The following is a 26,975-nucleotide window of genomic DNA, read 5'->3' as shown; positions in this document are numbered from 1 at the left end:
GTATAAATCATATCCACAAGGAGTGACAACGATCATGGGTAAATTATTGTTGACTGGTGTCGATGGAAATCTAGGGAAGCAAGCTGCGGAATACTTGTTGGAGCTGGTAGATAAAGACCAAATCATTTTTTGCGCTTACGATCCGGCATGTTTGAAAGAATATGCGGAACAAGGGATTGAAACACATGTGACCAACTTTAATAACAAGGACGGCCTTGCCGAAGCTTTTGCACATGCCGATAAACTCGCACTAATCTCCATGCCTTTTGTTGGAGAGAAACGTCAAAATGCACAAAAAAATGTGGTCGATGCTGCCAAAGAAGCTGGAGTCAAACAGATCATTTATACTTCTTTGGTCAACGCAGCCGATGAAAGCAATCCAAGCGTAGAAAAAATTGACCATGTGTATACCGAACGTTATATTCAAAGCGTTGGGCTAGATTATATCTTCCTTCGCAATTCCCAATATGCGGAAGCCATGATAACCAATTACTTTACGTATGTGAAGGGTGACGGGGTATTAACAAACAATCAAGGTGACGGTAAAATGGCTTATATCTCGCGGAAGGATTGCGCAAAAGCCGTTGCGTATGCCCTAGCCTCCAATAACTATCAGGAAGCGATTCTAAATATCAACGGGCTTGAATTGATGACAATTACCGACTTCATTAAGATTGGTAACGAAGTAACGGGCAATCATATCACCTACAAAGAAAATACGGATGAAGAAAATTATGCCGTATTCGAAGCAATGGGCGTGCCTAGAACCACCGATGGTGCATTTAAAGAAGGCTCCGAAGCACCCTTTTCTTCAGAAGGTATGGTTACTTTCGGACAAGCTATTCGTGAAGGAAAAATGGATGTTTATACGGACGACTTTAAACAACTTACTGGTCAAGACCCTCTGACCGTGAAATATATGTTTGAACATGCCGATGAATTCCAGGTTGGCGAAAGACACTCTAAAGACAATTAAAAGCTGCCACTCTTACTTCTTAGGCTAAATCACCCCCATTTATTTAACGGGGGTGATTTCTTTTATACTGAGCGTGGCACAAAAACTCCGTAAAGCTCAATCATATGCTCGCCCTGGAGATAATCAGGGAAAACCTCCCTAATATTCTGAGGATTCTGGTCACCAGACTAATAATCAGGGAATTCCTCCCTGAAATTTAGCTGATTTGGCGGTAAATCTTGATATTGCTCTGTTTTTAGGGAGTTATTCCCTAATTCCATTCATTTAGAGCAATTGTCGGCTTTTATTAGGGAAGTTTTCCCTAATCCTCCATCACAGTATAGATAGAACTGGCCAAGTATATCGGTAAACTCGCTGTAGAACAAAATGCACCTTTAACCGTACGGATGAACATCCGAATGGCTAAAGGTGCATTATCTTTATCTCTGTCTACTTTTTAATTAGAGTTAGTTCCAGATCTCTTCAGCAATTTCTTTAATATAAGCAAGCTTACGCCATTGCTGCTCTTCAGTCAGGTGGTTGCCTTCTTCCGTGGAAGCAAAGCCACATTGCGGGCTAAGGCAAATCCGGTTTAGATCAACATATTGCTTCGCTTCCTCAATACGCTTCAGAATATCCTCCTTGCTTTCAAGCTCACCAAATTTGGATGAGAACAGACCTAACACAACCTGCTGATTGTCTTTCAAGAAGCGCAATGGTTTGAAATCGCCTGCACGTTCGGTATCAAACTCCAGATAATAACCCGAGTAGTTATTGATATTAAGAAGCGTTTGTGCGATAGGCTCGTAGCCTCCACCTACTCCAGCATAAGTCGAAACATAATTGCCCCGGCATACATGGGTCGTTACAACAAGATCTTCCGGCAGACCCGTTACAACTTCCTCGTTCAATTTTGCCAGTTCGCTTGCATATTCAGCTACGTTCACGCCAATCTGATTCATAAACGCTATAAACTGTTCGTCGCAAAGTGCTCCCCACGTACAATCGTCGATTTGAATGCTGCGGCAGCCCGCTGCATAGAAGGCAAGAATCGATGCTTTGTATGCTTTGGCAATATCCGAGATAAGCTCTTCACGATTCGGGTATAATTCATTTGTGCTTTCTTTGTTTTCCGCCCGATCTAGCTCGAACAGGAATTGTGCAGCCGCAGGAATCGATTGACGCGCAACAACGTCCTCACCAGCAGCATCTTTTAAAAATTCATAATGCGAAACAAAAGGATGGCTGCTGTAGCTTATTTTCCCGGTCAGTCGGGCTGTTTCTGGTCTGGACTCTGCACCGTTAAATTGGTAACCTTGATCAATAATTGTCCGATCTACACCGTCAAGTCCCCAGAAGAAGTCGAGGTGCCACCAAGAGCGGCGGAATTCACCATCAGTCACCGCTTGAAGACCCACCTCTTTTTGTTTCTGCACGAGCTTAACGATTTCGTCGTTCTCTACTTCCTTCAACTGCTCGGCAGTAATTTCACCATTCTTGAATTTTAATCTAGCCTCTTTCAACGCTTGGGGGCGCAGGAAGCTGCCCACGATATCATATCGAAATGGAGTAACGGTTCGTTTTTGGGGTTTGGTCTGAATGCTCATATATTAATCTCCTCGTAAACAAATTATTAGAATTAATATAGCATAACCGACTGACTATACCGATCTACCAATGCGCTATGGCAGGTTATAAGTATTAACTATAGCTAGATTCAGCGTGATAATTAGAAGGGCATGCCAAAAAAGAAAGAGGCGCATGAGTAGCGCCTCTTCTTTAACAAATCATATCGACGGATATTACATAGTAATTAAACTCCGCAGTAACCTCGAACCCAACCGACTGATAGAGGGATAATGCATTTCTATTTTGAGTGACCACGCTAAGACGAATCTGGGAATTCTTCTGATCTCGCAAGATTTTAACTACCTCTGAAAGAATTTCACGACCGTATCCTCTACCTTGACACGAAGGAAGCACACAAAAATCATGTATAACCGCAGTATTTGTATCTAAATCATTGACTCTAATCATCCCAACCGGAATCATGTTGTCCACAGCAATGTAAGTAATCCGTGCCGGTTCTCTTGTACGAGTTAAATAATTCCTAGTCCAGGACTCTGAATCACCAAAGGCTTGTGATGAACATTTAACCATGAACTCTAAATCCTGATCTTCTTCCAATCGCACAACTAAACCGGAGTGGCTTGATCCAGCGATTTGTGCCCGATTAAAAACCTTGAGGAATTCAGACGGTGCAGCACTTGCCCCTAAATACCGTATATAATCCATCCCTGATTCAGAATTAGAAGGTATCCTAGAACGGCAAGTTTGTATGCCTTGCATTTGCATATCTGCTGCGGCACAAGAATGCCTCATCTCCGTCTATCTCCTTAAGGCTTTCTACACCCACCCTCAAACTTGACTTGTCGGACGTCTTGCAAAGGTGTTCTAATATTCGGATTTGGTCAATGTAATGCTTTGAAAAGTCTTTCATTGTACTAATGTTATATTCTTGCATCTAGTACCCTCATTAAGAAGGAAATACGCAGTTTATGGACGAGTAGGCGTTATTCTTCTAAATTCTGTCCACTTAATGATAGTTACCAATGGAACCGCCTCCTAAAAGTCAATATCTTCACTCTAAACCAGGGTAATCATAAAACAAACCTTATAACTAAAAAAATGACGGCAATTATAGCCACAACGATCAACAGATTGGTTACCTCGCTCCAAAATCCAGGAACGCCTTCAGTATGATATTTTTGCGCATTTACATCATGGTTTGCTTTATGGCCTCCAGGGTCCGTCATATTGGGATTAGGTCCTGAATTAAAAAAGTCAGACATAAAAACAACTCCTTTCCATGATTATAAACCATATTATACCAGTCCATTACCATTTAAACGACAAATTAATGCCACATTCAGTATATCGTTTGTCGGAGGACTTTAGGGAGATTTTTGACAACTCTATCGTAAGAGTGATCAATCATTAAATAGATATCCGACTCTGGTAAGGAGCCATCCAAAACAATCGTATTCCAGTGTTTTTTGTTCATGTGGTATCCTGGCCGAACGCTCTCATGCTGCTCTCGCAAGTTCCCTGCAATCACCGGATCACATTTTAGATTTATGTAAGCATAATTCCCCTTATTCTCAAAAATAAGCGCGAACATTTTACCGGCAATCTTAATCACCAATGGATCGAATCCGAAAGGATAGTCCTTTGTTGCTCCGTTCTTTTTTAAACAGTATTCAATAATATTATGGGTCAAAATCAGTCCCTCGCCTTCTCAGCCTAACCAATTTGTGAATAAAAATAAGATAAGTGTTCCTTTGACAAGGCTTTTTCGATTAGTTCTTTATCATAGCTATTTTTTTGTAATGCAGCGATAATCGCTTGTGTCCTATCTGATCTTTTTCGTCTTAAATTAGATTCCAACTGTATTTCTAGCGGAACCGTAGGAATAGTATACGGTCCGATCTCCACGTTTTTGAAATGGCTCCAAATGAATTGTCCACCTTCCCATATCCCATCACCATCCATAGAATCAGGAATTCCAGCTGAATTGGAAATATGAACAACCTCCACCTTAAATCCATCGATTATCCAACTCCCTTTTGTCCAAGAAAATCCCGAAGAAAAGGTTTGAGTGAATGTAGGTTCTTCTAAAGAAGATAACCAGTTATCCCCATGAGGAAATTCACATTTATCCAAAAGGGAAAATCCTTTAAGAAGTTCTGCAAATTGGTCAATCCCTTCCTTATTCCTTGTATAAATATCAACGTCTCCTGGGGTCATTTCACAGCCCTGAAGAACCGAACCGACCGAGCCAACCAAGATCCATTCTAAATTCGAATTCATTTTGGATGAAAAATAAAGTTCACATACCTTTGACAAAGCTTTTTTCCAGCTATACATAACTTCACCCCAAATTAACTAGTAAGTTCAAGTGCACGAAACCTGAATAACCTCAAATACGTTAAAGTATTATACAAATCCACAGGAGGTTTTTAAAATGAGATACAGTGCTGCAGGCGCACCAATAATCTGTCCTTGCTGTCAAAACGATACTTTTGATCTGGATTATAAACTGCTTAACACAAGCGGCGCATCATTTTTAGGCTTTGACTGGGCGAACAAAAACGCTGCCATCCTTATTTGTAAGCGATGCACCCATATTTCCTGGTTTATGAAAGAACCAACATCTGATTAGTGTTTGGTAGAAATAAAGTATTAGACTGGATCCATTAAAAGAAGCAGCGGCGGACCAAGACTTGATAAATAAAGTCTTAGACTGCCGCTGTTGTCGTTCCATTAACGTTCCACGTGAGCGTAATCACCTTAAGTGAAAAGTCATCTTACCGTCTGGTAAACGAGACCTATGGCTCCAGAATCAAAGGTCTTGTTTTCAATTAGCTTAAGATTTCTCTTCTCCTTGAGACCTTGGAATAATGGCAATCCCTTACCGATCAGGACGGGAGAAACCGTAATTTTATACTCATCAATTAAATCAAGCTGCATAAGGTGGTGTGCGAATCTAGGACTGCCGAGGATGACCATATCCTTGCCGGGCTGCTGTTTGAGGTTATTGATCTCTTCCTCGACAGCTTCCTTCACAAGTCTGGAATTATTCCATTCGACTTTCTCCAGCGTCGTGGAAAAAACGATTTTGGCTGTCTTTTCGATCCACTCGGCATGATTCCGCTCATACTGCGAAGCTGATGGGTTCGAAGGGACTGATGGCCAGTAACTGTGCATCATCTGATAAGTCCCGCGTCCCCAAATGACAGTGTCGGCAGTACTCAGAATTTCTTTCGCATGGTTCTCCAAATCAGCATCGTAGGAAACCCAGCCAATGTCCATCTCACCATTCGGCCCTTCTACAAAACCGTCAAGCGATGCGTGAAGAAATAGAACGAGTTTTCTCATTTTCAGTTCTCCTTTATTCATGAGGGGTATCTACATTAGACATTAACTACATCTTAGCAGATTTCTACTTGGGTTGTTTCTTATGGATTGCTAATCTCAAACGCTTATTTCTTCACTTTGGTATTTTTATCCACATTAACATATTAGCAAACGTACGTTCGTTTGTAAATGCACCTTTTTCTAATTTTCAATTCATCTTTCATTTCTTTAGAGCCGGCATTTTCCTGTGTTTCGTTTGTTGTTCGAATGCAAATGCAATCCGAATGAGTGTCGGTTCACTAAATGCCGTTCCTGCAAATGTGATCCCAAAGGCTCTTCCATTCTCTTGAAAGCCTGCGGGCACTGCTATAGTTGGATAACCTGCTCTAGCACTTAAATCAGCTCCGACATAAGCAGGAAACAGGATTGCATCCAATCCATACTTTTCTAAAGCATGATCGATCCCCATATTTTGCGAATAATATAAGTCAGAGATAGACTCTACTATATATTCCGAATGATTCAACGGTTTATCTAGCTGTGATCGATAGTTCAGCATATCTTGTCCATATTTCAAAGCCTTTTCCGAATTCCGCTCGTTCCATTCCATCAATTCATTTAGGTTATGGACAGGAAGTTGAGCCGGAAGGTTATATAAGTAATTTTCAACGGAATGCTTAAATTCAAGATTCATTTTGTTATATTTCCACTCTCTATGGAACGATGGAATATCTATATCTTCTATTATGTTGGCTCCAGAACCTTTTAATTTAGCCACAGCATCATTAAATAAATGTTCATCATATTCACCCATGTCACAATAATTCTTAGGTAGAGCATTTCTAAAAACGCCTATGGTCGCTTTATTTAATCCGTCTTTATCCAAAAATGCTGTGTAGTCCATAGTAGAATATTCATTTTTCCAAGTAGCAGGATCACTTTCATCTTTTCCCGTAAGCGCATTTAATAAGATCGCAACATCTGTCACATTCCTTGCCATAGGTCCAGCTGTATCCTGAGAATATGACCATGGAATTATGCCTGATCTACTTATTAGACCTACAGTTGGCTTTAAACCAACAATTGCGTTTTGCACAGCTGGACTTAAAATAGAGCCAGACGTCTCTGTCCCCACGGCTACTGTTGAAAAGTTGGCTGCAACGGAAGCGGCAGAACCCGTACTGGAACCTCCCGGAAAATGATCACCGTATGGATTTTTGGTTTGTCCACCTATTGAGCTATACCCAGCCCACATGGATGATGACATCCCATTTGCCCATTCCGTCATATTTGTTTTTGCAAGTATAATGGCCCCAGCATCCCTTAGTTTTTGGACAAGAAAAGCATCGTTCGAGCTAACATGGTTTTCCAAAGCTAATGCGCCCGCAGTTGTATGCATTTTATCATTCGTTTCAATATTTCCTTTCAATAATACAGGCACACCATGTAGAAGACTTCGTGCTCCGCTTAATTTCCTTTCCTGATCTAATGCCTCGGCAATATAAATCGCATCTGGATTCATTTCCATAATAGAGTTTATCATGGGACCACTCTGGTCAAACGTTGCTATCCGATACATGTAATACATAACAAGTTCCCTAGAACTAACATCCCCTCTATCCATTGCATCCTGCAGTTCGAGTATCGTTATTTCTTCACTCTTTATTTTTGCTAATTCGAAGATATGTTCCATGATAACTCCTGCTTTCCATTTGGGTCATTTATGTAATAGTGTCATGTTCATATATTTTAGTGGGCCGTCCCCACTCGAAGTTATCCAGACCTATCTCCTTAAATCCATATTTCTCATAATAAAGAATATGATCCGTCGCCAAGTAGACTTTTGCATAACCTAGTTGCCCAGCTATTTTTCTGGCATGCTCCAACAAAACGGCTCCTAGTGCTTTGCCCCTCTCACTTTCGTCAATAAACAATGGCGCAATCCAAGGTGATAAATCTTTTCGAGTTATAAATTCCTGCTCAATTAATTGATAAAACCCGATGATTACATCATGTTTCAACAGCAAAAATGTAAAAGGGAACTCCTCATCTTTTGAGATTAAACTTTCTTGTATATTGGGGAGCACAGCTTGTTGTACTTTTGGCCACCGTTTTTTGACATACTCAATAAGCTCATTTTGACGAAGAGGACATTCTTGTAAGGATTTAATATCTAGCATCTAACCATCCCTTCTTGTAAAAAGAAATTCCTATACCCATGCCTGCTCTCACAATAGTCATCCACCAGCTCTCAAAATGCAGAGCAGCAAGCCCCGAGTGGGGCTTGCTGTAGGTTGTAAATACTAAAGTAGTTTATAACGCTGGTTCACTTCATTACTTGGAAACCGGTGTATAGATCAGGCAGCGCAGAGTCTTCTCCGGATAGCGCAGCTCTACCGTGTAGGAGCTACCGTCTTTCAGTTTGACCAAGACCGCTACTACTCCGCTTTTGTCATATGCACTGTCTTTAATGATAGATGAGCTGGTTATCGCACGGGTCTCGCCCTGCTTGTCCACCACAATGGATTTAGCGGCTTGAAGCCAGCTGGAATCCTGGCTAATCTGTTTATTCATAGCTGCTGTAATCGGCGTTCTCTTATAGGACAGGTCCACTATCGTGGTATCAAGTACGGTCCCGCTCTTTGCATCCACGAACGTATTATACATGAAATAAGACTTATCCTGAGCCCGCAGTGTCTCTGCACGGTAAGGTAGAAAATTAACGAACCATTGCCCTTTCGAATCAGGAAAAGGTTTATAATATGAGGTCTGAGCCTGCAACTTTGAGAGATCGACACCGAATAGACGGCTTACGCTCTCTTCTGCTCTGCGTAGGGCTTCATCCTGACTGATGTCCTTCTTATCTGGCTGTGCCACGACAAGATTGAGGCTTACCACATAATTAAAGCGATAATTCCAGTCGATCAATTGCAGCATTTCTTCATCAGTCAGTTCGCGCTTAGGAATTACATAGGTAAATTTGCTTTGATCCAGATAAAATTCGGAACTCCCTGATTTCAAAGGTAGCTTCTGCTGGGGCCGTAAGCCATCGTACTTGTATTGATCATCCAATAACATCCGCCGCTTATTCTCCTGGTCCGTAAATTGCCGCGTAAGCTGTTCATCCTTGCCAGTGAGCCTGGCCTTCTCTGCATACTCATTAATCTGCTTAATTTCTTCAGCAGTGACTGTGCGCTCAAAATACGACTTGATCGTCGAGACCGGTGTTTTGGTTGCAACCTTAAGTACCGGGATCTGGCTGCTCGCCAGTTGAACAGCTGGCTTCTGGTTGAGTTCTTGCGTGTAGGAAACGTTCGCTTGAGACACATTCTGGTTCACTGTAGTATAAGCGACGATTTTGGGCACTGCCAAAGCAGTGAGGGCTAGCAGACCACCGGAAATCGCGATCACCCCGAGGGCTGATTTCACATTTTTACTCTTCATTTCTCATAACCTCCATAGTGTAAGTGGGCTTGACTTACATGTACTTTAAGATACGAATGTTATAAAGTACGAAGCCCCTTGTTATGAAGTTGTAAAATCATTTACAGACTCGTTTTAAATATTGGAGCCAAGCAACAGATCAAGAATTGGGAAGCATACGCTGCCCATGTTGACATAGTCACAATTACTCATAACAGAAATAGCGATTTTTTTATCGGGAAGCAGGAACAAATTACTCAAGAATCCAGTATCCCAGCCGGAATGTGAGAGAATACGAGAACCCTTATATTCTCCTAGAAACCAGCCTAACCCTATCTGTGCATTTTCCGGATCATAGCCCGTTTGTGCATGAGGTTTCCACATTTCATTATAGCTACCTGGCTGGAGGACTTCATTGCCGTTCCCGGCTGTTCCACCGTTTAGATGCATTAGCAGATATTGGCACATATCTTCGGCATGGGTATATAAAGTGGAGCTAGGTGCATGGGCCCTGTTATATGGAAAAACACTACTAACGCAGCCACCACATTCATGGGTAGCTCCAAGCACATGAGGTGCAGCAATATAAGCTTCAACCTCCTGTTTAAGAAAAGAACTGGACTGCATTCCTGTCGGTTTCAGAATATTTTTTTCCATATACTGCTCGAAGCTCATATCGCTGACTTTTGCTATCATATCTCCCAAGATCTCATATCCTATATTACTATAGGCAAATTTCTCTCCCGGTTGGCTTAACAGCTTGTGGTGACCTATCCCTTTTACATATCGTTCAAGACTTTGCTCGTCGTATTCAGGGCGGTCCCACGCGTAATCTTCCTCATCAGGCATACCGGAGGTATGATTCATAAGCTGTCTTATTGTTATATTTTGATACCGCTCATCCTCTAACTTAAAATATGACAGGTATTTAGTGATGGGAGCATCCAATTCTACCTTACCACGCTCAACTAATTGCATAATGGCGGTTGCTACGAAGGTTTTGGAGACAGAGGCTTGGTGAAACAAAGTGCCACGAACAACAGGATCACCCGTCGATAAATTTGCCGTCCCATATTCACCAGTAAACAGAACTTGGTTGTCCTTTACGATTCCGGCCGCTAATCCCGGAAACTTTTCATTTTCCACAGACTTGATTAGCATTTCATGCAAAATATCCTCTATCTTCTGATTCGTGTACATTTTGACCTCCCCAATGACAATAAAGCACCATTTCCAATAAATTCACCCATACAAATAATAACATCTTATCGACCCTTTATCTGGTAATAAATAATTATAATCAAATAAACAGGTGCTTACTTGAAAAGGCAGCAATTCATTCCCCGAGCTTCCGAGCCAGCCTCCAATTAGAGGACCCACAATGCGTGGTCTTTCTACCTTGCTAATAATATCCATGAATCGTCTTCGCCTGCCCTTCAACAACCATAGATTTTACGGCTGAAACAGACGGCTGCCGCAGCTTGATAACCTCTAAAGCCTCAGTAACAATAGCATCCGCGGCTGATTTCCGGGAAAAACTCTTCATACCCTGAACCTTTTCATCCTTGTACCCAAGATGTTCCAATCTCTGAAGCTGCTCTACTAACTGCTCCTCGTCTCGGGCAATCTCTATTAAATTGTGCTCAGACAACCATTCTGCATTGCCTGCCTCCTGACCGGGGAGCGGACGATAGACAATTACAGGAAGTGCTAGAGCCATCGCCTCAGTCAAGGTAATCCCCCCCTGCTTTGGTCAACAGACAGGAGGATATGCACATTAGCTCCTGCATTTCTTCTGTATAACCCCGTATGTGAACCCGAGGATTCTCTTGAAAAAGCTCTTCCGTAGCCATCTGGAGCTTATGATTATTCCCGCACAATACCATTACATCAAAGTTTGATTGCTGCAGCGCCCTTATTATTAAATGGTTAATATCACTCAACACACCGTAAGCCCCTGCCGCAAGTAATAGATAATGCCGATTTCCATCTAGTCCGTGCTTACGTAAAAGGGCTTCACGTTCCTGAGTCTGTTCAAAAGCTTCACGAATCGGAATCCCGCTAACCACAAGCTTTTCTTCAGCAATACCTAATGACATCAGTTCTTCTTTCATGCTTTCCGTAGCGATAAAATACTTTGTGGTTTGTGGATGAAGCCATCTGCCATGAACCACATAATCCGTCATGACAGTGAAAAGGGGGATCCGTCTCCCCTTTGTTGATGCAAGCTCTGCAGCGGCCAAATAAGGAAAGGTATGAATGATAATATCCGGTCCGATCTCGTCGATGATCCTTTGCACTTTCCGCTTGCCCATAGAATGAATCCATCTGCCCATGAACTGGTCTGGGTTCATCTTGCTCGTCAACTTGTACACTAATCCATAAAATTCTTGAGTATAACCTGTGCTGTTCAGGTAGAATCTGCGGGACAGCTCATTCAGAGTAGGGTAGACTGCAGCGAAAAGATCCAAGGTGACAATCCGGCTGATCCCTCTACGTCTAAAAGAATGATCAATCGCTTCTGCTACTTTGAGATGCCCGTCTCCAAATGCCGAAGTTACAATAAGCACTTTAGGATCTGTGTTCATGAGAAAGCTCCTTTTTCGCTTGGCCTTCTCTAACTCTAACTCTGAATCGTAAACAGATAGTGATGAGATCCTCAACAGAATATTAACTTCAACATTTTCTATAGCGCGAAGCAAACGAAGAAATCCGCAGAAAAAAACACAGTGTATCAACCTCCAGTAACGAGAGGATTAATGTACTGTGTTTAGTTAAAGGCCAACTGAACCTTCTGGTGGGTTATGAGGAGCTACTTATGAAAAGACCATAATTGCTTTTGCGAAAATTTGTGAATGGAGTTTTTGTTTTTCATCCATGTATTTCCTTTCACTATTAAAATATAAACAGCTATGGCAAAATAAATTGCGCTCCAAATCCAGTCTGAGAGGGTTATTAAATGATGCTCATATAAGTAGTTGATGTACCAGATCCCCACCGGCAAATGTACAAAAATTGCGGAGACTAATCCTGGACTATACATGCTTTTTGCTCTTATATTAATGACGACTCCATGGAAAATGATTTGGAAAAAGCCCATTAAAACAGGTGCCATCCCCAGCCATACTACTGACGGGAAGAATACAGGGAGCAAGTAGAACACATAGGCGATGACCACATTAATAATCATTGCCGACTGTTTATTTAATGGATAGTTGTCAGGGGATTCACTTTTAAAAAGGGCTATATTGAATATGCCTGGAAAGTACCCTGGCCAGCGGTATTCCTCAAATTGATGAAGAAGGATCGCCACAAAGCTTAACCATAATATGCTGTTTATCCGCGGTATTGTTTGCCAATTCATTAGAAGATACATGCATATAACAATGCCAATGAATAGTCCTATATCCTGCCAATATTTTCTTAAAAAATTCATTTAATCACCTCAATCTGAGTTTATTAATGAAAGTATCTTGCAAAGAGCAGGTCAATCTGTTCCTCTATAGGTGCAATCTTCACGGAAGCTCCTGTTTCTAGAATAGGACTCATAAGTGCCGGTAGAAAAAGCGCTCCAAAAATCTGCATCGTCATGGTCATCAGGTGCTCTGGTTGCTGTTCATCGGTTAACTCTCTTAAAGTATTTTGTATCTTAGGAAACCCCAATAGATTCAAAAATGATCCATATTCATGCTGGGAGGAGAAAACGGTCTTGCCCATCAGGATGATTCTGGAGAGCAATTCGGGATATTGAAGGATCACTTGCAAATAATCCAGTAAAAATTGCCTCAATCTATCTCGTGAGGATATAGAGAAATCGTCAAGTATGGCAAAGGTATGCTGAAAGCTGTTCAATATCAATTTGATGGACTCGCTAAACAAATTTTCTTTGGACCCAAAGTAATAGTTAACTAGAGCGACATTCGTGCTTGAGGCTTCTGCAATTTTTTTTATAGTAATCCTTTCAAAGCCTTCTTGTTTAGTCAACTCCAGTGTGGCACGCATAATCTTCTCTTTTGTTTCCAACTTTTTGTCTGTCTCCATACGCAACCTCCAAGTATATCCCCTTTAATTTAAATGACATTTAAAATAACGTTTAAATTTAGTATAGCAATCTTTTTCCTTTTTGCAACTTTTATTTATCCGAAATCAAACCAAGTTTAAATGAAAAAGCAGCCGGTTGTTTGAGCGGCTGCTTACATGTTTTTATTAAATTAATGTTTCCTGTTAGCTTAATTGATTACCTTTGAAAAGTGTGTCTGTATTTGATATATATCCATAAATGAAAAATGTATTATTTTCTTCTCTATACGGAATTCTTAATTCATGTAAAATCGAAAGAAATTCTTTACTTATGTCAATTAATTCAGGAGGAAGCAGATTCCCCTTGTGCTTCTGATACCTTTGTCTAACCCGTATCCATTCTACAGAAAAAAAAGGTGAAAGTCCTTCTATCCAATCCCCTAAATACCAGACGTCGTTTTCGAAGTTCTCTGGATAAGGTATATCGTCTAAGACATACTTAGCTTGATATGGAGGGGTAAAAGGTAGTTTATTTAGTACATCACTTTGTAAGTTTCCCCACTTAGTGTCATTCATAACTGAACATAATTGTTTCTGTTTAATAACTTCATGTACCCTTTTTTTAAAATCCTGTTCATAACCCACAATCAAAAATCCTCCTGAATAAACAACATAAATCCCACGCTGACCTGCCTGTGTGTCATTATTGAGTTAACGTTTCCCGGTAAATTAATTCAAAATTAGTCAAGTTTAATAATCTTATCAAAGCAGTATGAATCTTTGTCATAGCCATTATGCACATAGAAAGCATGGGCGTCGGTTCGCTTAAATCCGCTACATAAAATAATACTTGATATTCCCATTTCTTTAGCATAATTCTCAGTGTGTCTTAGTAGTTCTGTACCTATCCCACTATGCTGTAATTCCTTTTTAACGGCAAGCCCTTGAATATGTAAATAACCATTCGAAGACCCTACGGATAACGCCTGAACTATAGTGACAAAACCAACCACTTCATTTTCAAATAATGCAACGAATGTTTTATAATTTCCAGCCTTATTCATGTTTTCCATAGTAACTCGAAAATTTTCAATATTAACATTGCGAACACCAAGTACATCATTCCATAAAAAAACAACTTCAGCATAATCATTTGCTACAACTTCTCGTATCTTAATTTCCATCCCCTCCTTTATAGAAATATTCAAGCAAAGGATTCGACAGTGGATGAAGCAATCCTGCCCGTTACTTCAACAAATAAAAAAGGAGCATTGCCATGGCAATGCTCCTCAGCTATCGTTTCCCGTAAGCTTTATAGATTGCCTCTTTTTCAGCCTGCAATCCCTAGAATCCAATCTCTCATTAGTTTGTTGATTTATAATATTCTGATAAAATGCCCTCTAAAACTTGCTTATAATCGTTTTTATTATAAGAAGAGTTATCAACTTTTATCTTGGTAATGTTTAATCTGGTAAAAATCTCTTCTTCTAGTTCCCTTCTTGCTTTAAGAACCTGCAGTGTTCCATCTAACCCTTTATAATTTTGTGTTTTTCCATACCCCTGGTTCGTGTAATATTCAATAAATCCCTCTGACCATTCCTGAGGTCTTTCCTTTACAGCCTTTCTGAAAGAATGATCAAGATCATTCTGCTGTACGTATATCAACAATGGATTCAGCCGCTCTACAATTGTTGCCAGTTCAATAACATAACTTATAACGTCTTCCTTCTTCGCACCATGTTTAATCATGCCTATAGTTACAGGGTTTTGTATAAAACAACAATCAAAAACAAAGGTGTCTGCGCCATACAAAACACGATCCGCAAACTTCGTCCATCGTTCTGTTATCAGTTTCCTATTTTGATCTAGCGGCAATTCATAAATATCATGTTTAAAAACTGCGCGATGCAATTCATCTGGAAAACTTGACCAGACTTCACTTTTTATTTTCCGATATTCTAGGAAGTAATCGTTATCTTGTTGAATCATTAGATTACTCAACAAATCTTTAAACTTTTTATGGGTATTCAATAATTCATCCCATTCAGTTTTCTTAAAGAAAGCGACTCCATCATAATCAGCAGGATGTTCCAAATTACCTTCTAAAAATAGCTGGGATGTAATGTTCACTTCCGTAAGAATTTCATGAACGAGCTGAGCAGTTGTTGTTTTACCAGATCCTGGCATTCCCTCAATCAAGACTAATTTCGATCGCATAATAAAGTTCCTCCACTCGCTAGTAGAAGGATAAACAGGTAGGAATCAATAGAGATGCGGTTTCCCACAAATAAAAGCGGATACCATCAGGTATCCGCAGGATGGGTATATGATACACCTTTCCCTGCATACCCTGTAAGATTAAAGAAAAGCACACCTAATAAAATAGTGTAATCACTATTTCAGGCATCCTTTCAAATTGTTAATCTTTACAGAGTATTCCACATGATAAGGTTTATGCTCCTTTGTTAGCATCTCTATTGTTTAGATTAACAGTAAGCATAGGTAAATACAATCAGGGACTTTCTAAACAATCCTGCCCTCCAGTTGAACATAGGCAGCCGATCCATTGACCGACTGCCTGTGTGTCGTTATTGAGTTATCGTTTCACGTTAGCGTAAAGTTAAGGTAATGAATCGACATGTGATTCGACTTCAAAAATAAATTCTTCGAGGTTATCGCAGTCAAACCAAAAATCAGCGAAAAGGTTCTCTTTGTCGTTTTCCAATCCATTTCTTATTTAATAACCATAGTAGTTTTAGTCCTACTGCTCATTTTTTTAAATAGTAAGAGGGCAAGAAGTAAAGCTATGCATACGGCGGCAAAACCCAGCCAATTCAAATATAGGACAGATGTACGACTGATGACTAACCCGCCTAATCCAGATCCCAGTGCAAAGCCAAATTGGATGAACGAAGTATTTACACTAAGAGCAATGTCCGGATTTCGAGGCGCCAGAGTAACCAGATATAGTTGCTGGGCCGGGGAAATACTCCACGTTGCTAACATAAAAATCATTAAAACCAAGATTAAAACCAACAGATTGACTCCGGCTAGAGCAAATAAAAGCAGTGTCGTCCCTTGTAACAGGAGCCCGAGACAAATGGTGAATTTCGATCCCTTTGCATCTGCCAGTTGTCCGCCCAGCTTTGATCCGACAAAGCTGCAAATGCCCGCCAGGAACAGAACACCGCTAATTTCGGTCATGGAAAGAGAGGACGTGGCTTGCAAGAAAGGCGTAATATAAGTAAACAGTGTAGAATAGCCGCCGACATAAAATAACGTAATAACCAAGGCCATCAGAATGGTTGGATTTTTTAAAATAGAGAGCTGCATTCTGAGGGTAACCTTTTCCTCTTCTTTGATTGCCGGAACCTTTTTATAGATGATAAGTAATGGAAAAATACTTAATAATCCGATTAAAACAAATAGCACTCTCCATCCAAACAGCTCACTAAAAAATGTTCCCACAGGAACACCAAGCACTAGCGAACTGCTAAGCCCCATCAAAATGATACCGATGGCATTGCCCCTTTTTTCTTTTTCAACGAGTCGGGTCGCTATTGCCATGGCTACAACGGTAGCGATTCCTCCGCTAGCCCCTTGGATAATACGTATCCATAGTACTGTTTCATAAGCAAGATCTACAAACATAAGTCCGTTGCTGGCAATAAACACACCTAGGGTGGTCATTAGTAGTTTCTTGCGGTCTGCATTGATCGTTAATGCAATCAAAACCGGAGCGACAATGGCTGCAGAGAGGGCAAACACTGTCACCAATAATCCAACTTCAGAAGTAGATACTCCCAAGTCCACAGCGATCATCTCAATAACTCCTGTAATAATATATTCAATGGTTCCAATCAGAAAAACAGCCAGTGCCAGAATATAAATGATCTGTTTATTTTTCAATTTCACCCACTCCACTTCTTCAGTTATCTATTTATAATGGGAATTTGTATTTCTATGAATTGTGCATCTCGTTCTGGAGATAACGGTAAATACAACTCCCTGCCCGGTTCGTTCTCCTTGATCTGATAGTTGTTTTTCTCAATCCATTTAGCTAAATGAACACAGGCCGCACAATCAAAATTAGTATTTGAATGAAAAGCCATTGTGGCCATCATCGGTTCAGGAGGAAGAGTCCGTAGCTGAAACGGTTCTGGAAATGATCGCAGCTCACAGGTTAAAAAATACCCGACTTCAAACTCAAACTCATCCTCTTTTCCTTCGACTTCTTTCCACAAAACAACTTGAGGACCTTGAATGAATTGACGATTTTCCGTCGTTATAAACTGATCAAATTGACTAAGCAAATCCGGAATGTCCTCTTCTTTCCCGCATGCTTTCTGATAAAGAAACAATTGAGCACCCTCTGCTTTGACTCTGATTTCTTGACCCGTTTCGAATTGCCCCTCTTTTTCTATAAGCTGCATACGTTCCTCAATCCTGACGAGTTTAGCTTGTTCCGTATCGATGATATGCTGGATTTCGCTTCTTTTCAGCTTAAACATGCCTTGAATATTTTCTAATGAAATATTTTCCTGAAGCAGCTGTTTAATTTGAGGCAATGTAAAACCCAATTCCTTATAGATTAAAATTCGGTTGAGCTCAAGGAGCTGATCTGCGGAATAGTAACGGTAGCACGTATCCTGATCCACTTTTTTCGGCCTTAGTATGCCAATCTGGTCGTAATAACGCAGTGTTTTTAAGGATACCTTGCTTAGCCTAGAAAATGCACTGATTTTGAACAAAATATCATCTCCAATCTATAACATAAGGTGAGTATACAGTTTCCCGTGTAGGGGAAAGTCAAGGGATGCTTTTATTTATTTGAGAAATGACTCTTAGATGAACAAAAGCAGCTGATCGTGTTGATCGGCTGCCTTCTTATTTATATTAAGCTTCTTTCCAAGGTTTAATTGGTGCGTTATAAGCCAATAAACGTTTTCACCTTTGCCCATCCTTCAATTATCGCACGGAGTAGCTAGGTTGGGCTATAGGTAGCTAATTCCGCGCACGGTGTAGATAGCTTGAGCTGTAGTTAGCTAATTCTGCGCACGGTGCAGCTAGGTTGAGCTATAGGTAGCTAATTCCGCGCACGGTGTAGATAGCTTGAGCTATAGACGGCTAGTTTAAGCACTGGGTAGCACGTTTAGGAGCAAATTTGGCAGGCGGCGTTCTTTTCACCAACTGTTCGGACTCAGTTGCTCTTATTTCCACAATTCAGCTCGTTTTGCCACACTATCGGACTCAGTTGCAGCTATTCCCTCAAATGTACTTCTTTTCTGCGCAAATCAAGGGCAATAAGAGCTATACAGTCCGAAACCTTCGCAATATGTACCCATATGCTGAAATAGCTGCAATACGGTCCGATACGATCAAGATCGAGCAAAAGGCAGCTAGTTTCGAGACATAGGCGGCTAGTTTGAGCAACAGGTAACAAATTCTGCGCACGGTGTAGCTAGGTTGGGCTATAGGTAGCTAATTCCGCGCACGGTGTAGCTAGGTTGGGCTATAGGTAGCTAATTCCGCGCACGGTGCAGCTAGGTTGAGCTATAGGTAGCTAATTCCGCGCACGGTGCAGCTAGGTTGAGCTATAGGTAGCTAATTCCGCGCACGGTGTATAGGCGGCTAGTTTAAACACTGGGTAGCACATTTAGGAGCAATTTGGCAGGCGGCGTTCTTTTCACCAACTGTTCGGACTCAGTTGCTCTTATTTCCACAATTCAGCTCGTTTTGCCAAACTATCGGACTCAGTTGCAGCTATCCCCTCAAATGTACTTCTTTTCTACGCAAATCAAGGGCAATAAGAGCTATACAGTCCGAAATCTTCGCAATATGAACCCATATGCTGAAATAGCTGCACTACGGTCCGATACGATCAAGATCGCGCAAAGGGCAGCTGATCACGCAGCTGGCTGATCGTAATTCTTGAGCTAACGTTTCCCGTTAGTGGAACAAACTACTCCCAGTAAGGAGTCCCACTAAAAAGAAATTTTTCTTTATTTACATATAACTTAAATTCCCGACTTGCTAATTTACTAATATGACTGGGTAACCACTCATTAGATTCAGGCAACCCAAGCCAAAAATTCATTGTTTCGAGTTGGGCAGCTACAAAGAAGCCTTCTAACTGTTGAACATAGTTATGAGGCAGGTCGAATTGTTTGGCGTATGATTCTAGCAACTGGCTTCTGAACGCTGGGTGGATATAAGAAAGTGCCCAACCTAAATCGAATAAATAATATCCGAACCCGCAAGCTCCAAAATCAATGGCTCTAGCTTCTTGTTTATGAAACACATAATTACTTGGAATTAAGTCTGCGTGAATTATCCCCCAGTTGCCAGGTGTTCTTTCTATATCGTTCATCATTAAAATTGCACGCTCACCGGCCAATTGCAGAATTTCCACATCATTTTTATTGAGCTCACCACCGTCAGCAAGCTGTTTGAGCTTTTCTAATGATTGTGAAATTCTAGTATTATCAAAGGATGGTCTAGTAAATGATTGCGGAACCTTCCAAATAGATGATTGTTTATGAAGCTTTCCGATCAATTCGCCTACGTACTCGGCATCATTGACTGTTGGAACAAATTGTTTTTGCTCACCCTCTACCCATTTTACCAATGTACAGTTCATGTCAGCTATCTTAGTAACATATTCACCAATGTTATTTTTTATAGGTGACGGTAACACCAGATCAGTATCATTTATTAATGATTCCAGCCAAATCATTTCTGAATGAATGACTTTTTCCTCAGACCAAATACTTTCCATCGAATCATTTTTTGATAGATGTAAGCGCAAACTATAGCAGTTACTTTCTTTATCTGTCACTTTATAGATAGTGTTTGCATTTTGACCAATATGAGCTATTGATTGATAAGTAATTGAATAACAAGTTAATGCTTCTATTGCAACATCATGAGTATTTAACATGTTCTCCTCACTCCCCCTGAAACAACCGAATAAGGACATCGTACCATGACTTTTTCTAATAGTTCGGGAGAGAACTCTTATATTTATATTTTATCCACCACTTAGTTTATTAAGGTAACTTGCCCGTTAGTTGAATAAAGGCAGCCGATCACATTTACTGAAGGGCTGCCTTTATCGTGTTTATTGAACTAGCGTTTCCAGTTAGCTTAACGCCATTGCCTATGCATCACCAATCTCCGATATACGAGTCTACTTTACTTTATTTAATAAGTTTGTCACCATTCTACTCAATGTCCCTTGATCGACGAAAGGAGCAAGGCTTGCCAGCAGATCTGGGCTAAGATGTTCAGCTTCGACTCCACTAATTAACTTCTCGAGATTTTCACTGTCCAGAAAAGGTGCGAGGCTTATGATCCGGTTCGCATCAATAGTGCCATCTGCAACCCGGTCTACCAAGCGGCTTAACGTTTCTCTGCTAATAAAGGGTGCCAGCCCTTGAACGAAATGCCAGCTCAAGCTACCCTCTTCTGCTTGTTGAACCAACCGATCTACATGTTCTCTTTCAAGAAACGGGGCAATTCCAACAAGATTGTGCACTTCTAAGGAACCGTCAATCGATTTATCTACCAGTCGGCTTAATGTGTCGCTGCTGACGAACGGAGCGAGTCCAGTAATGGCATTCCACACAATTTCGCCCTCTTCTGCCTGACGAACCAGTTCATCCAATGTAGCTGTTCCAAGGAACGGAGCCAGCCGCATGATCACGTCTAACTTAAGGACGCTGCTGTCTAATCGTTCTGTAACCTTATGCAGAGCGCTTGCTTTTACAAACGGTGCTACTTCTACAAGCTCTTCCACCTTCATCTCACCGGTATTGACCATCTCTGCAACTTGGTCCGGCCTGTTCTCTGCGATCTCCTCAACGATCGTTCCTAGGTGCTGGTGCTCCCGATTTTCTGAGTTGTCTCCTGCATTTAAAATGTCGTCTACCGTTTTGCCGAATAACCTCGCAAACTGCGGAAGCGTTCCGATATCCGGTAGCGAGTCGCCCCGTTCCCATTTCGATACCGCTTGATGACTTACATTCAGTTGATCGGCAAGTTCCAATTGGGTCAAATCCTGGTCTTTGCGAAGCTTCGAAATATAAGCTCCAATTTTACGCAAGTCGAGCATTGTATACCTCCAATAAAACAAAATGTACAGTGCGCACTGTCGAAAACAGCATAGCATTTCCTCAAACGCAATCCTATCAAGCGGTGGTTGAATTTTCATAGGCGCTTTATTCAACTGTCGGTAGAATTCTCCACTTTTGTCACTTTCATTTATAGGTTTTTTCTACAGTTCATTTCCATTATCCTGCCCGCTAGTTGAATTACACCACGTACGTTCATAGGTCCATGCAAGCACAACTTCACTAATTGATCAACATGAAGCTATCACACGGAATCTTTAATGGACACGAGAAATGGATGGAGAACTTTTTTTATTTCCTATAGCCATTTGAACGATAATCTGAAGCACGATGATTACAGCCAAACCATAGAATGCTTGAACGAAGCTGCCTGTTGCATCGTGGAGCCAGCCAATCGCTAGCGGCCCGAGCGCTCCGAGAATGTAGCCACCAGATTGGGTCATTGCGGACCAGCTACTAGCTTCTTGAGCATTACTTGTTTCATCAATGGGCAACATCAGTGCAATCGGGAACAGCCCACCCGCTCCAATACCGAGTGGAATCGCCGCGAGCCAGGGGCTAACGGATAGGTTCAGCATCAGGACACCCATCAACTCCAATAAAGCACACCCGACAAGCCAGAATACACGTCTTTGGTAACGATGTACAAGCATCGGAATAAACAAAGTAGAGGGCAGCGATATCAATGTAAATAAAGTTTGGATTTTGCCGGCAGTCTCTTGGCTATACCCCTGGCTTTGGATTGCTGGCGCAAGCCAAGCGGTCAACGAATAGAAGATCGCTGCCATCAGCCCGAAGAATAATGTCAGCACCCAGGCACGTCTATTGTTCACCGGAAGTGGTGCATTAAGTACACTCGAGATTTTACCGGATTGGCGATCTGTGCGAGCAGCCCTGGCTAGTCTCAACCAGATCGGCAATGCAATAGCTGCCAGTAATGCCCATACAGCCAACGAGCCTCTCCACGAAGCACCCAGCGTATGCTGTAGCGGGACCGATAGTCCCACACTAATGCTGGCCCCCATCACCATCGCTGTAGAGTAAATACCCACCATGGATGCCACTCGATCAGGGAAGTACTGCTTAATGAAGCTGGACAACAGCGGCCCTGCCAATGCAATCCCCACACCGGAAAGAAAAGAAGTGAACATCATTAAAGGAGTTGTACCAACAAACCATCGTAATCCCGTACCTAACCCAATGAGGATTAAAGCCAGAACAATTGCGCCTTCATTTCCCCACCTTCTGCTTAATCGTACGGAGAACGGAGCAAATATGCCCATGCATAATACCGGAAGTGTGGTTAACAAACTGGCGGTAATCCCGCTTATACCCAGATCATTCTGAATGATGCTCATTAGAGGAGAAATGGATGTAATGGGTGGCCGTAAATTCAGTGAAGCCAGGATAAGCGCCAAGACGATATAAAAAAGTTTCATTATGAATCACCTCATGGTAGTAGTATCGATGCATTCTCCCATGATCCTATTTGTTAATAACAGATCTTTGGGAGGTGCACGATTAAGTATAGAATCATTACAATGATTGAACAATACTATAGTTTCTATTAAAATGATTACTAAAACCAATGATTAGAGGTCATTCATATGGAGATTCGTCAGATGGAAAACTTCATTGCTGTGTGTGAGGAGCTTCATTTTACACGAGCAGCTGAGAAGCTTGGCATATCTCAGCCTACGTTGAGTCAACAAATACGCGCACTTGAGGATGAACTCGGAGTTCCCTTATTTGACCGAGTCGGCAAAAAGATTGTGATGACTCAAGCAGGAAATCTGTTTTTGGAGCACTGTGTACAGATGATTCGGCATTTACAGAATACCCAGGATGCGTTAGCTGAATTACGCAATGATCAACGAGGTCGGTTGGTAATTGGTGTTCTCCCTTCCGATCTGGACTACCGGCTCACCCCATTGCTCGTGAATTTTCATACGCGATTCCCCAAGGTGCAGCTGAAGCTTATCTCATCGATCTACGTCTTGAATCAAGTACTGGATAATGAAGTAGACATCGGGATCGAGATCACCTCTGCTCCAGATGATCGGCTTGTACGCATTCCCTTGTGCAGTGAAGAATATGTACTTGTCGTTTCTGAGAATCATGATTGGGCTGAACGAAGCACGATTGTAATCCAGGAACTGTGTAATATCCAAACTGTGATGTTCCCCGAAGGATTTACAGGCAGAGAATTGGTTGATGGCTATTGCCGTAAATATGGATTCAGCTTAAATACGATCATGGAGACCAGTTCGGCAACTTCCATTATTAGCTTGGTGAAAGCCAACGTCGGAGGAACATTGCTGCCTTACCGTTTGATCCAGGCAATGAATGAACCAACATTACGCTGCATCCGAATTACAGACGATCCGCCATATCGTCACTTTGAGATCATTCATCGGTCCGACCGTTTTCTGACAAAATCGGCAAAGTCATTTATTGAGAAAACTATCGAGTATTTCAATTAAAGGTGAGTTGCGAAAGAGATCGCTTCTGCTGCCAGAAGTAGAGTATAGTAGGAATGAAAATATATTAGGAGGCTACAGCCATGTCACAGGAGATTTGGATTAACCTGCCAGTCAAAGATGTTGAGAGGTCAACTGCCTTTTTCAATGAGCTTGGATTCCAAGCGGTGAGTGTTGGGAACGAGAGAGCTAAGCTTGTAATAGGTCAAACAACAATTCTGCTGTTCCCGGATGCGGCGTTTGAGAAATTTACTGGTTCAAAAACCGCAGATACTTCCCATAGCGCTGAAGTAATCTTCTCCATTGGTGCTGAAAGCAGAGAAGAAGTAGATGCTTTTATCCAAAAAGCAGAGTCTGCCGGAGGAAACATCTTTGGCAAGCCAAGTGAAACTGACGGCTGGATGTACGGCGCAGGATTTGCCGACCTGGACGGTCACCGCTGGAATCTGCTGTACATGGATGAGAGCAAAATGCCAAAACGCGAAATTTGAAGCGAAAAGCCAACACCAACAAATCCAAGATATGGTGTAATGATTCGGGCTTATACGTGGATGAAAAGAGCTGGGGAACGGAATGAATAAAGAAAATAGGGACTTCGCTGAACGAGTTCGATGATTTAGCTGGTCAACTGTACCTGAACATTGAATCAAAGTGGACTATATTTGATTCAGTTCCCTCTCAATACCCTAGTAATGAAAGCCAAATTTCAGATTTTTCTGAGGAAGAAAAATACAGTCAGATCATAAAGGTGAGACGTGAAAAGATTATAGATATACAATTGGGAGACAGCACTCCACATTTAATTATAAGCTTTGAATCAGGTAGCATACTATTTGTTATTGGTTTTCATGAGAAGTATGAATGTTGGCAGGTGGGAGTAGAATCTGATAACTGGCTAGTTGTTGCATGTCCAATGAATGGAATTGCTACATGGACTTCAAATAAATTTGAATAATAATAAAACACTCCATTGTCAGGAGTGTTTTTTCTTTTATATACAGATATACATTTAATGGTCAAACTGTACTTTGTGTTTGGAAGCATTGAGGTGAAGCGTATTATATATAATCAATGAATTCATTAGTTTTGTTATATCCATAAATTATGATGGAGTCGGTAGTTACTTCACCTGGAACATGTATTTTTTTCAAGATTTGAATTAAATCAGCATTTATCGAGTCATCTTCAGCATGAATTTCTAACCACTCAATAAATTTGTAACCACCATCTGAAAAATGGTAATACCAATCTCCATCCCAAAGGCTGATATAGCCAGTATCAATGTCTTTAATCCTCCATTTGGTTGGAAAGGCATAGTTGAGCATTGCTTGTCTTATTTCTTCCCATTTTGTGTTGTTCATTAAAGGTTTTAGTTCATTTGAATCCATATATTCACCTTTTTCATCCATCAGTACTGCACGTGTTTATTCCAGTTCATCATTTTTTCTTGTACAAAACTGCCCGTTAGTTGAATGAAGGCAGCTGATCGCATTGACTGACGGGCTGCCTTATCATGTTTATTGAACTAACGTGTCCCGTTAGCGTAATGCAATCAGTAAAAAACTTACCCATACCTACGGTTCACCACTTTGGTTGAAGCGGTGAATTTTGGAGCCACTCTTATATCAACCGAGCACTCATTTTCGGCACGTGACAATTTTCCCAATTAGCTTTTATGAACGCCCGATGCACGAGCGAGCGTGTTGTACTTGAGATAATCATCATATTACTGATCGTCACTCTGCTGTGAATTGTTGTGTTGAGTTCACACCCTCCACAACTTGGCCGCTAGACAGATAGTAATCTCTTTGCACTGAACCGTCTGTTTTGGTGCTGTTGACCACAAATACCTGGCCTACTTCTATCGGCATCAGATAGTTATCGTAAGGAAGATAATTGTCCACCAGTGGAAGGTCTTTGATATCTTCATAGGCGTCCTCCAATCGCCAAAATTCTCGATAGGCGTAATCCTTGAACCCGTTCAAATCCTGCTTACCAAAATAAGATGCTGCATATTCCTTGCCCTGTAAGGAGATGTAATCTACTCTGGATGGCTCAATATCTTTAGCAATCCAACTTAGGTTCTCAGAATAAATGTTATCGCCATAATGCTCCTGTAATTGATTGCCCATACAAGGGATGGATTGGGTCTTATAGTCCATTTCATCAAGCCCGGTATGCGCTGAGCCGTAAATGCCCATAACGCTCTCATTGCCCAACTTCTCAAATTCGCGAATAAAGTTTTCCGTCATCGTGTCTTCCCGATATACGCCGTCTTCTTTGCTGTAAAAAACACGGCCTTGCCGGATCGCTTCCATTGTTAAAGTATACTTCTGCGATTCTCCCAGATCGTTTGCCACAAGATAAGATAAATAGCGGCTCCCGGTAGTTTCATATTGATGCCCGATGTCTGTGCCGTGGAAAATCGTCTCCGGACACTCGCTCTTTATTTTTTTGTAGAACTCTTTGACATCAGGGTTGTGACTACGTGTCCGTTCCCAATCATCATAAATCTCCTCTAAAATATCATCATTGTCCGACTGCATCCATAGATTCAAGTATTCGGCGGTAAAATAAGGCAGCTCGACGAATAAGTGCCTCATGCCCTCGTTATGGTAGTATTGAGACCACAATTTATATTCCTTGTCCAATATCTTGGCTACGCCGTGTGCTTCACCGTACAGATAAATGCTGCCCGATGCTTGCGCTACCACAGGTGTCACTATAGTCGGCTGCGCAGATTTACTTGCTGTCTTGCCTGCGGTAGAATTATCGCAGGCAGTAAGGCTACTGACCACAAGTATAACGATCAGGGCAAGCAGCAAAGGGTATACAAGCATCATTTTCGCTTTTGCTACGAAGATGAGATTATGGTCATTCATAAACTAGGATCAACCTTTCATGTACATTTATAAATCCATAATTTGGTATTCCCTAGCTGATGCAAGATTTCCTGCTATCTCATCTTCAATTCTACATAGATTAAGGGAAAATGTGTCCTTTAGCGCAACAAAGGTAGCCGTTCATATAGGCCAGCTACCTTCGTTT

Annotated in this window: 29 protein-coding genes; 5 read left to right on the top strand and 24 right to left on the bottom strand. The window is 41.4% G+C overall.

Going from position 1 to position 26,975, the window contains the following annotated elements; all coding sequences use genetic code 11:
* Window positions 1–34 precede the first annotated feature (34 nt).
* The gene (locus tag MHH63_RS05525) at window positions 35–976 is read left to right on the top strand and encodes an NAD(P)H-binding protein (protein WP_076130225.1); all 942 of its coding nucleotides are present in this window, start codon (window positions 35–37) and stop codon (window positions 974–976) included.
* Between the two features lie 446 nt (window positions 977–1,422).
* Here the strand turns inward: MHH63_RS05525 and MHH63_RS05520 are convergent, their stop codons facing one another.
* The 5 genes from MHH63_RS05520 to MHH63_RS05500 form a co-directional block, all read right to left on the bottom strand.
* On the bottom strand, window positions 1,423–2,562 hold the full coding sequence (locus MHH63_RS05520; protein WP_076302690.1) for a 5-methyltetrahydropteroyltriglutamate--homocysteine S-methyltransferase: 1,140 nt from the start codon (window positions 2,560–2,562) through the stop codon (window positions 1,423–1,425).
* A 172-nt stretch (window positions 2,563–2,734) separates the two neighbouring features.
* Window positions 2,735–3,337 (bottom strand): GNAT family N-acetyltransferase, encoded by a 603-nt coding sequence (locus MHH63_RS05515; RefSeq protein WP_340919992.1) that lies wholly within the window; start codon window positions 3,335–3,337, stop codon window positions 2,735–2,737.
* Between the two features lie 278 nt (window positions 3,338–3,615).
* A complete protein-coding gene (locus MHH63_RS05510) occupies window positions 3,616–3,807 on the bottom strand; it encodes a hypothetical protein (protein ID WP_076130223.1) in 192 nt (63 codons plus the stop codon).
* 77 nt (window positions 3,808–3,884) lie between these two features.
* Window positions 3,885–4,235, bottom strand: coding sequence for an MmcQ/YjbR family DNA-binding protein (locus MHH63_RS05505; protein WP_340392516.1), 351 nt, complete (start codon window positions 4,233–4,235; stop codon window positions 3,885–3,887).
* Window positions 4,236–4,258: 23 nt separating this feature from the next.
* The gene (locus MHH63_RS05500) at window positions 4,259–4,882 is read right to left on the bottom strand and encodes a hypothetical protein (RefSeq protein WP_076184219.1); all 624 of its coding nucleotides are present in this window, start codon (window positions 4,880–4,882) and stop codon (window positions 4,259–4,261) included.
* Window positions 4,883–4,979: 97 nt separating this feature from the next.
* On the opposite strand from MHH63_RS05500, the gene MHH63_RS05495 reads away from it, so the two are divergent.
* Window positions 4,980–5,177: a hypothetical protein gene (locus tag MHH63_RS05495; RefSeq protein WP_076130220.1), complete on the top strand. Its 198-nt coding sequence runs from the start codon at window positions 4,980–4,982 to the stop codon at window positions 5,175–5,177.
* A 140-nt stretch (window positions 5,178–5,317) separates the two neighbouring features.
* On the opposite strand, the gene MHH63_RS05490 is transcribed toward MHH63_RS05495, so the two are convergent.
* From MHH63_RS05490 to MHH63_RS05410, 17 genes are all read right to left on the bottom strand, one after another.
* Window positions 5,318–5,893 carry a dihydrofolate reductase family protein gene (locus MHH63_RS05490; RefSeq protein WP_076184220.1) on the bottom strand — a complete coding sequence of 192 codons (576 nt, stop codon included), beginning with the start codon at window positions 5,891–5,893 and terminating at the stop codon, window positions 5,318–5,320.
* 199 nt (window positions 5,894–6,092) lie between these two features.
* Window positions 6,093–7,565: an amidase family protein gene (locus MHH63_RS05485; protein WP_076184221.1), complete on the bottom strand. Its 1,473-nt coding sequence runs from the start codon at window positions 7,563–7,565 to the stop codon at window positions 6,093–6,095.
* Between the two features lie 28 nt (window positions 7,566–7,593).
* Window positions 7,594–8,052, bottom strand: a complete 459-nt coding sequence (locus MHH63_RS05480; RefSeq protein WP_076184222.1) for a GNAT family N-acetyltransferase — start codon at window positions 8,050–8,052, stop codon at window positions 7,594–7,596.
* A 154-nt stretch (window positions 8,053–8,206) separates the two neighbouring features.
* The gene (locus MHH63_RS05475) at window positions 8,207–9,316 is read right to left on the bottom strand and encodes a hypothetical protein (protein WP_341171304.1); all 1,110 of its coding nucleotides are present in this window, start codon (window positions 9,314–9,316) and stop codon (window positions 8,207–8,209) included.
* A gap of 114 nt (window positions 9,317–9,430) precedes the next feature.
* A complete protein-coding gene (locus tag MHH63_RS05470) occupies window positions 9,431–10,495 on the bottom strand; it encodes a serine hydrolase domain-containing protein (RefSeq protein ID WP_076184224.1) in 1,065 nt (354 codons plus the stop codon).
* A 202-nt stretch (window positions 10,496–10,697) separates the two neighbouring features.
* Entirely contained in the window at window positions 10,698–11,027 is a 330-nt protein-coding gene (locus MHH63_RS05465; RefSeq protein ID WP_341171303.1) for a hypothetical protein, read from the bottom strand.
* Window positions 11,020–11,883: an MGDG synthase family glycosyltransferase gene (locus MHH63_RS05460; RefSeq protein WP_341171302.1), complete on the bottom strand. Its 864-nt coding sequence runs from the start codon at window positions 11,881–11,883 to the stop codon at window positions 11,020–11,022. Before MHH63_RS05460 ends, MHH63_RS05465 begins: the two co-directional genes overlap by 8 nt.
* A gap of 224 nt (window positions 11,884–12,107) precedes the next feature.
* Entirely contained in the window at window positions 12,108–12,731 is a 624-nt protein-coding gene (locus MHH63_RS05455) for an HXXEE domain-containing protein (RefSeq protein ID WP_076304651.1), read from the bottom strand.
* Window positions 12,732–12,754: 23 nt separating this feature from the next.
* Entirely contained in the window at window positions 12,755–13,336 is a 582-nt protein-coding gene (locus MHH63_RS05450; RefSeq protein WP_076184227.1) for a TetR/AcrR family transcriptional regulator, read from the bottom strand.
* A 183-nt stretch (window positions 13,337–13,519) separates the two neighbouring features.
* On the bottom strand, window positions 13,520–13,960 hold the full coding sequence (locus tag MHH63_RS05445; protein ID WP_341171301.1) for a DUF6678 family protein: 441 nt from the start codon (window positions 13,958–13,960) through the stop codon (window positions 13,520–13,522).
* Between the two features lie 95 nt (window positions 13,961–14,055).
* The gene (locus tag MHH63_RS05440) at window positions 14,056–14,499 is read right to left on the bottom strand and encodes a GNAT family N-acetyltransferase (RefSeq protein ID WP_076279211.1); all 444 of its coding nucleotides are present in this window, start codon (window positions 14,497–14,499) and stop codon (window positions 14,056–14,058) included.
* Between the two features lie 178 nt (window positions 14,500–14,677).
* Window positions 14,678–15,532 (bottom strand): hypothetical protein, encoded by an 855-nt coding sequence (locus tag MHH63_RS05435; RefSeq protein WP_339169122.1) that lies wholly within the window; start codon window positions 15,530–15,532, stop codon window positions 14,678–14,680.
* 516 nt (window positions 15,533–16,048) lie between these two features.
* Window positions 16,049–17,224: an MFS transporter gene (locus tag MHH63_RS05430; protein WP_341171300.1), complete on the bottom strand. Its 1,176-nt coding sequence runs from the start codon at window positions 17,222–17,224 to the stop codon at window positions 16,049–16,051.
* Between the two features lie 23 nt (window positions 17,225–17,247).
* Window positions 17,248–18,066, bottom strand: a complete 819-nt coding sequence (locus tag MHH63_RS05425) for a MerR family transcriptional regulator (protein ID WP_341171299.1) — start codon at window positions 18,064–18,066, stop codon at window positions 17,248–17,250.
* Between the two features lie 1,211 nt (window positions 18,067–19,277).
* On the bottom strand, window positions 19,278–20,255 hold the full coding sequence (locus MHH63_RS05420) for a phosphotransferase enzyme family protein (RefSeq protein ID WP_341171298.1): 978 nt from the start codon (window positions 20,253–20,255) through the stop codon (window positions 19,278–19,280).
* Between the two features lie 249 nt (window positions 20,256–20,504).
* Window positions 20,505–21,428 carry a helix-turn-helix transcriptional regulator gene (locus MHH63_RS05415; RefSeq protein WP_341171297.1) on the bottom strand — a complete coding sequence of 308 codons (924 nt, stop codon included), beginning with the start codon at window positions 21,426–21,428 and terminating at the stop codon, window positions 20,505–20,507.
* Window positions 21,429–21,704: 276 nt separating this feature from the next.
* A complete protein-coding gene (locus tag MHH63_RS05410) occupies window positions 21,705–22,886 on the bottom strand; it encodes an MFS transporter (protein WP_339169129.1) in 1,182 nt (393 codons plus the stop codon).
* 183 nt (window positions 22,887–23,069) lie between these two features.
* Between MHH63_RS05410 and MHH63_RS05405 the strand changes: the two genes are divergently transcribed.
* From MHH63_RS05405 to MHH63_RS05395, 3 genes are all read left to right on the top strand, one after another.
* Window positions 23,070–23,930 (top strand): LysR family transcriptional regulator, encoded by an 861-nt coding sequence (locus MHH63_RS05405; protein WP_339281268.1) that lies wholly within the window; start codon window positions 23,070–23,072, stop codon window positions 23,928–23,930.
* Between the two features lie 80 nt (window positions 23,931–24,010).
* A complete protein-coding gene (locus MHH63_RS05400; RefSeq protein ID WP_076279218.1) occupies window positions 24,011–24,418 on the top strand; it encodes a VOC family protein in 408 nt (135 codons plus the stop codon).
* Between the two features lie 257 nt (window positions 24,419–24,675).
* Window positions 24,676–24,882, top strand: a complete 207-nt coding sequence (locus MHH63_RS05395) for a hypothetical protein (protein ID WP_340397052.1) — start codon at window positions 24,676–24,678, stop codon at window positions 24,880–24,882.
* A 103-nt stretch (window positions 24,883–24,985) separates the two neighbouring features.
* Here the strand turns inward: MHH63_RS05395 and MHH63_RS05390 are convergent, their stop codons facing one another.
* A complete protein-coding gene (locus tag MHH63_RS05390) occupies window positions 24,986–25,336 on the bottom strand; it encodes a DUF6678 family protein (protein WP_217696514.1) in 351 nt (116 codons plus the stop codon).
* A gap of 327 nt (window positions 25,337–25,663) precedes the next feature.
* On the bottom strand, window positions 25,664–26,809 hold the full coding sequence (locus tag MHH63_RS05385) for a hypothetical protein (RefSeq protein WP_341171296.1): 1,146 nt from the start codon (window positions 26,807–26,809) through the stop codon (window positions 25,664–25,666).
* Window positions 26,810–26,975: the final 166 nt, after the last annotated feature.

The organism is Paenibacillus sp. FSL H3-0310, from assembly GCF_038002785.1.
Classification (GTDB): Bacteria; Bacillota; Bacilli; order Paenibacillales; family Paenibacillaceae; genus Paenibacillus_AQ; species Paenibacillus_AQ odorifer.
Note: the sequence above shows the minus strand (reverse complement) of the source record. Positions and strands in the feature narration are given on the sequence as shown.

Excerpts from the sequence above, each read along its gene's own strand:
- MHH63_RS05480 (WP_076184222.1), bottom strand. The coding sequence starts at position 8,052 with ATGCTAGATATTAAATCCTTACAAGAATGTCCTCTTCGTCAAAATGAG.
- MHH63_RS05405 (WP_339281268.1), top strand. The coding sequence starts at position 23,070 with ATGGAAAACTTCATTGCTGTGTGTGAGGAGCTTCATTTTACACGAGCA.
- MHH63_RS05450 (WP_076184227.1), bottom strand. The coding sequence starts at position 13,336 with ATGGAGACAGACAAAAAGTTGGAAACAAAAGAGAAGATTATGCGTGCC.
- MHH63_RS05490 (WP_076184220.1), bottom strand. The coding sequence starts at position 5,893 with ATGAGAAAACTCGTTCTATTTCTTCACGCATCGCTTGACGGTTTTGTA.
- MHH63_RS05455 (WP_076304651.1), bottom strand. The coding sequence starts at position 12,731 with ATGAATTTTTTAAGAAAATATTGGCAGGATATAGGACTATTCATTGGC.
- MHH63_RS05510 (WP_076130223.1), bottom strand. The coding sequence starts at position 3,807 with ATGTCTGACTTTTTTAATTCAGGACCTAATCCCAATATGACGGACCCT.
- MHH63_RS05435 (WP_339169122.1), bottom strand. The coding sequence starts at position 15,532 with ATGCGATCGAAATTAGTCTTGATTGAGGGAATGCCAGGATCTGGTAAA.
- MHH63_RS05485 (WP_076184221.1), bottom strand. The coding sequence starts at position 7,565 with ATGGAACATATCTTCGAATTAGCAAAAATAAAGAGTGAAGAAATAACG.
- MHH63_RS05515 (WP_340919992.1), bottom strand. The coding sequence starts at position 3,337 with ATGAGGCATTCTTGTGCCGCAGCAGATATGCAAATGCAAGGCATACAA.
- MHH63_RS05500 (WP_076184219.1), bottom strand. The coding sequence starts at position 4,882 with ATGTATAGCTGGAAAAAAGCTTTGTCAAAGGTATGTGAACTTTATTTT.
- MHH63_RS05495 (WP_076130220.1), top strand. The coding sequence starts at position 4,980 with ATGAGATACAGTGCTGCAGGCGCACCAATAATCTGTCCTTGCTGTCAA.
- MHH63_RS05390 (WP_217696514.1), bottom strand. The coding sequence starts at position 25,336 with ATGGATGAAAAAGGTGAATATATGGATTCAAATGAACTAAAACCTTTA.
- MHH63_RS05525 (WP_076130225.1), top strand. The coding sequence starts at position 35 with ATGGGTAAATTATTGTTGACTGGTGTCGATGGAAATCTAGGGAAGCAA.
- MHH63_RS05410 (WP_339169129.1), bottom strand. The coding sequence starts at position 22,886 with ATGAAACTTTTTTATATCGTCTTGGCGCTTATCCTGGCTTCACTGAAT.
- MHH63_RS05470 (WP_076184224.1), bottom strand. The coding sequence starts at position 10,495 with ATGTACACGAATCAGAAGATAGAGGATATTTTGCATGAAATGCTAATC.
- MHH63_RS05440 (WP_076279211.1), bottom strand. The coding sequence starts at position 14,499 with ATGGAAATTAAGATACGAGAAGTTGTAGCAAATGATTATGCTGAAGTT.
- MHH63_RS05385 (WP_341171296.1), bottom strand. The coding sequence starts at position 26,809 with ATGAATGACCATAATCTCATCTTCGTAGCAAAAGCGAAAATGATGCTT.
- MHH63_RS05460 (WP_341171302.1), bottom strand. The coding sequence starts at position 11,883 with ATGAACACAGATCCTAAAGTGCTTATTGTAACTTCGGCATTTGGAGAC.
- MHH63_RS05420 (WP_341171298.1), bottom strand. The coding sequence starts at position 20,255 with ATGTTAAATACTCATGATGTTGCAATAGAAGCATTAACTTGTTATTCA.
- MHH63_RS05415 (WP_341171297.1), bottom strand. The coding sequence starts at position 21,428 with ATGCTCGACTTGCGTAAAATTGGAGCTTATATTTCGAAGCTTCGCAAA.
- MHH63_RS05475 (WP_341171304.1), bottom strand. The coding sequence starts at position 9,316 with ATGAAGAGTAAAAATGTGAAATCAGCCCTCGGGGTGATCGCGATTTCC.
- MHH63_RS05520 (WP_076302690.1), bottom strand. The coding sequence starts at position 2,562 with ATGAGCATTCAGACCAAACCCCAAAAACGAACCGTTACTCCATTTCGA.
- MHH63_RS05400 (WP_076279218.1), top strand. The coding sequence starts at position 24,011 with ATGTCACAGGAGATTTGGATTAACCTGCCAGTCAAAGATGTTGAGAGG.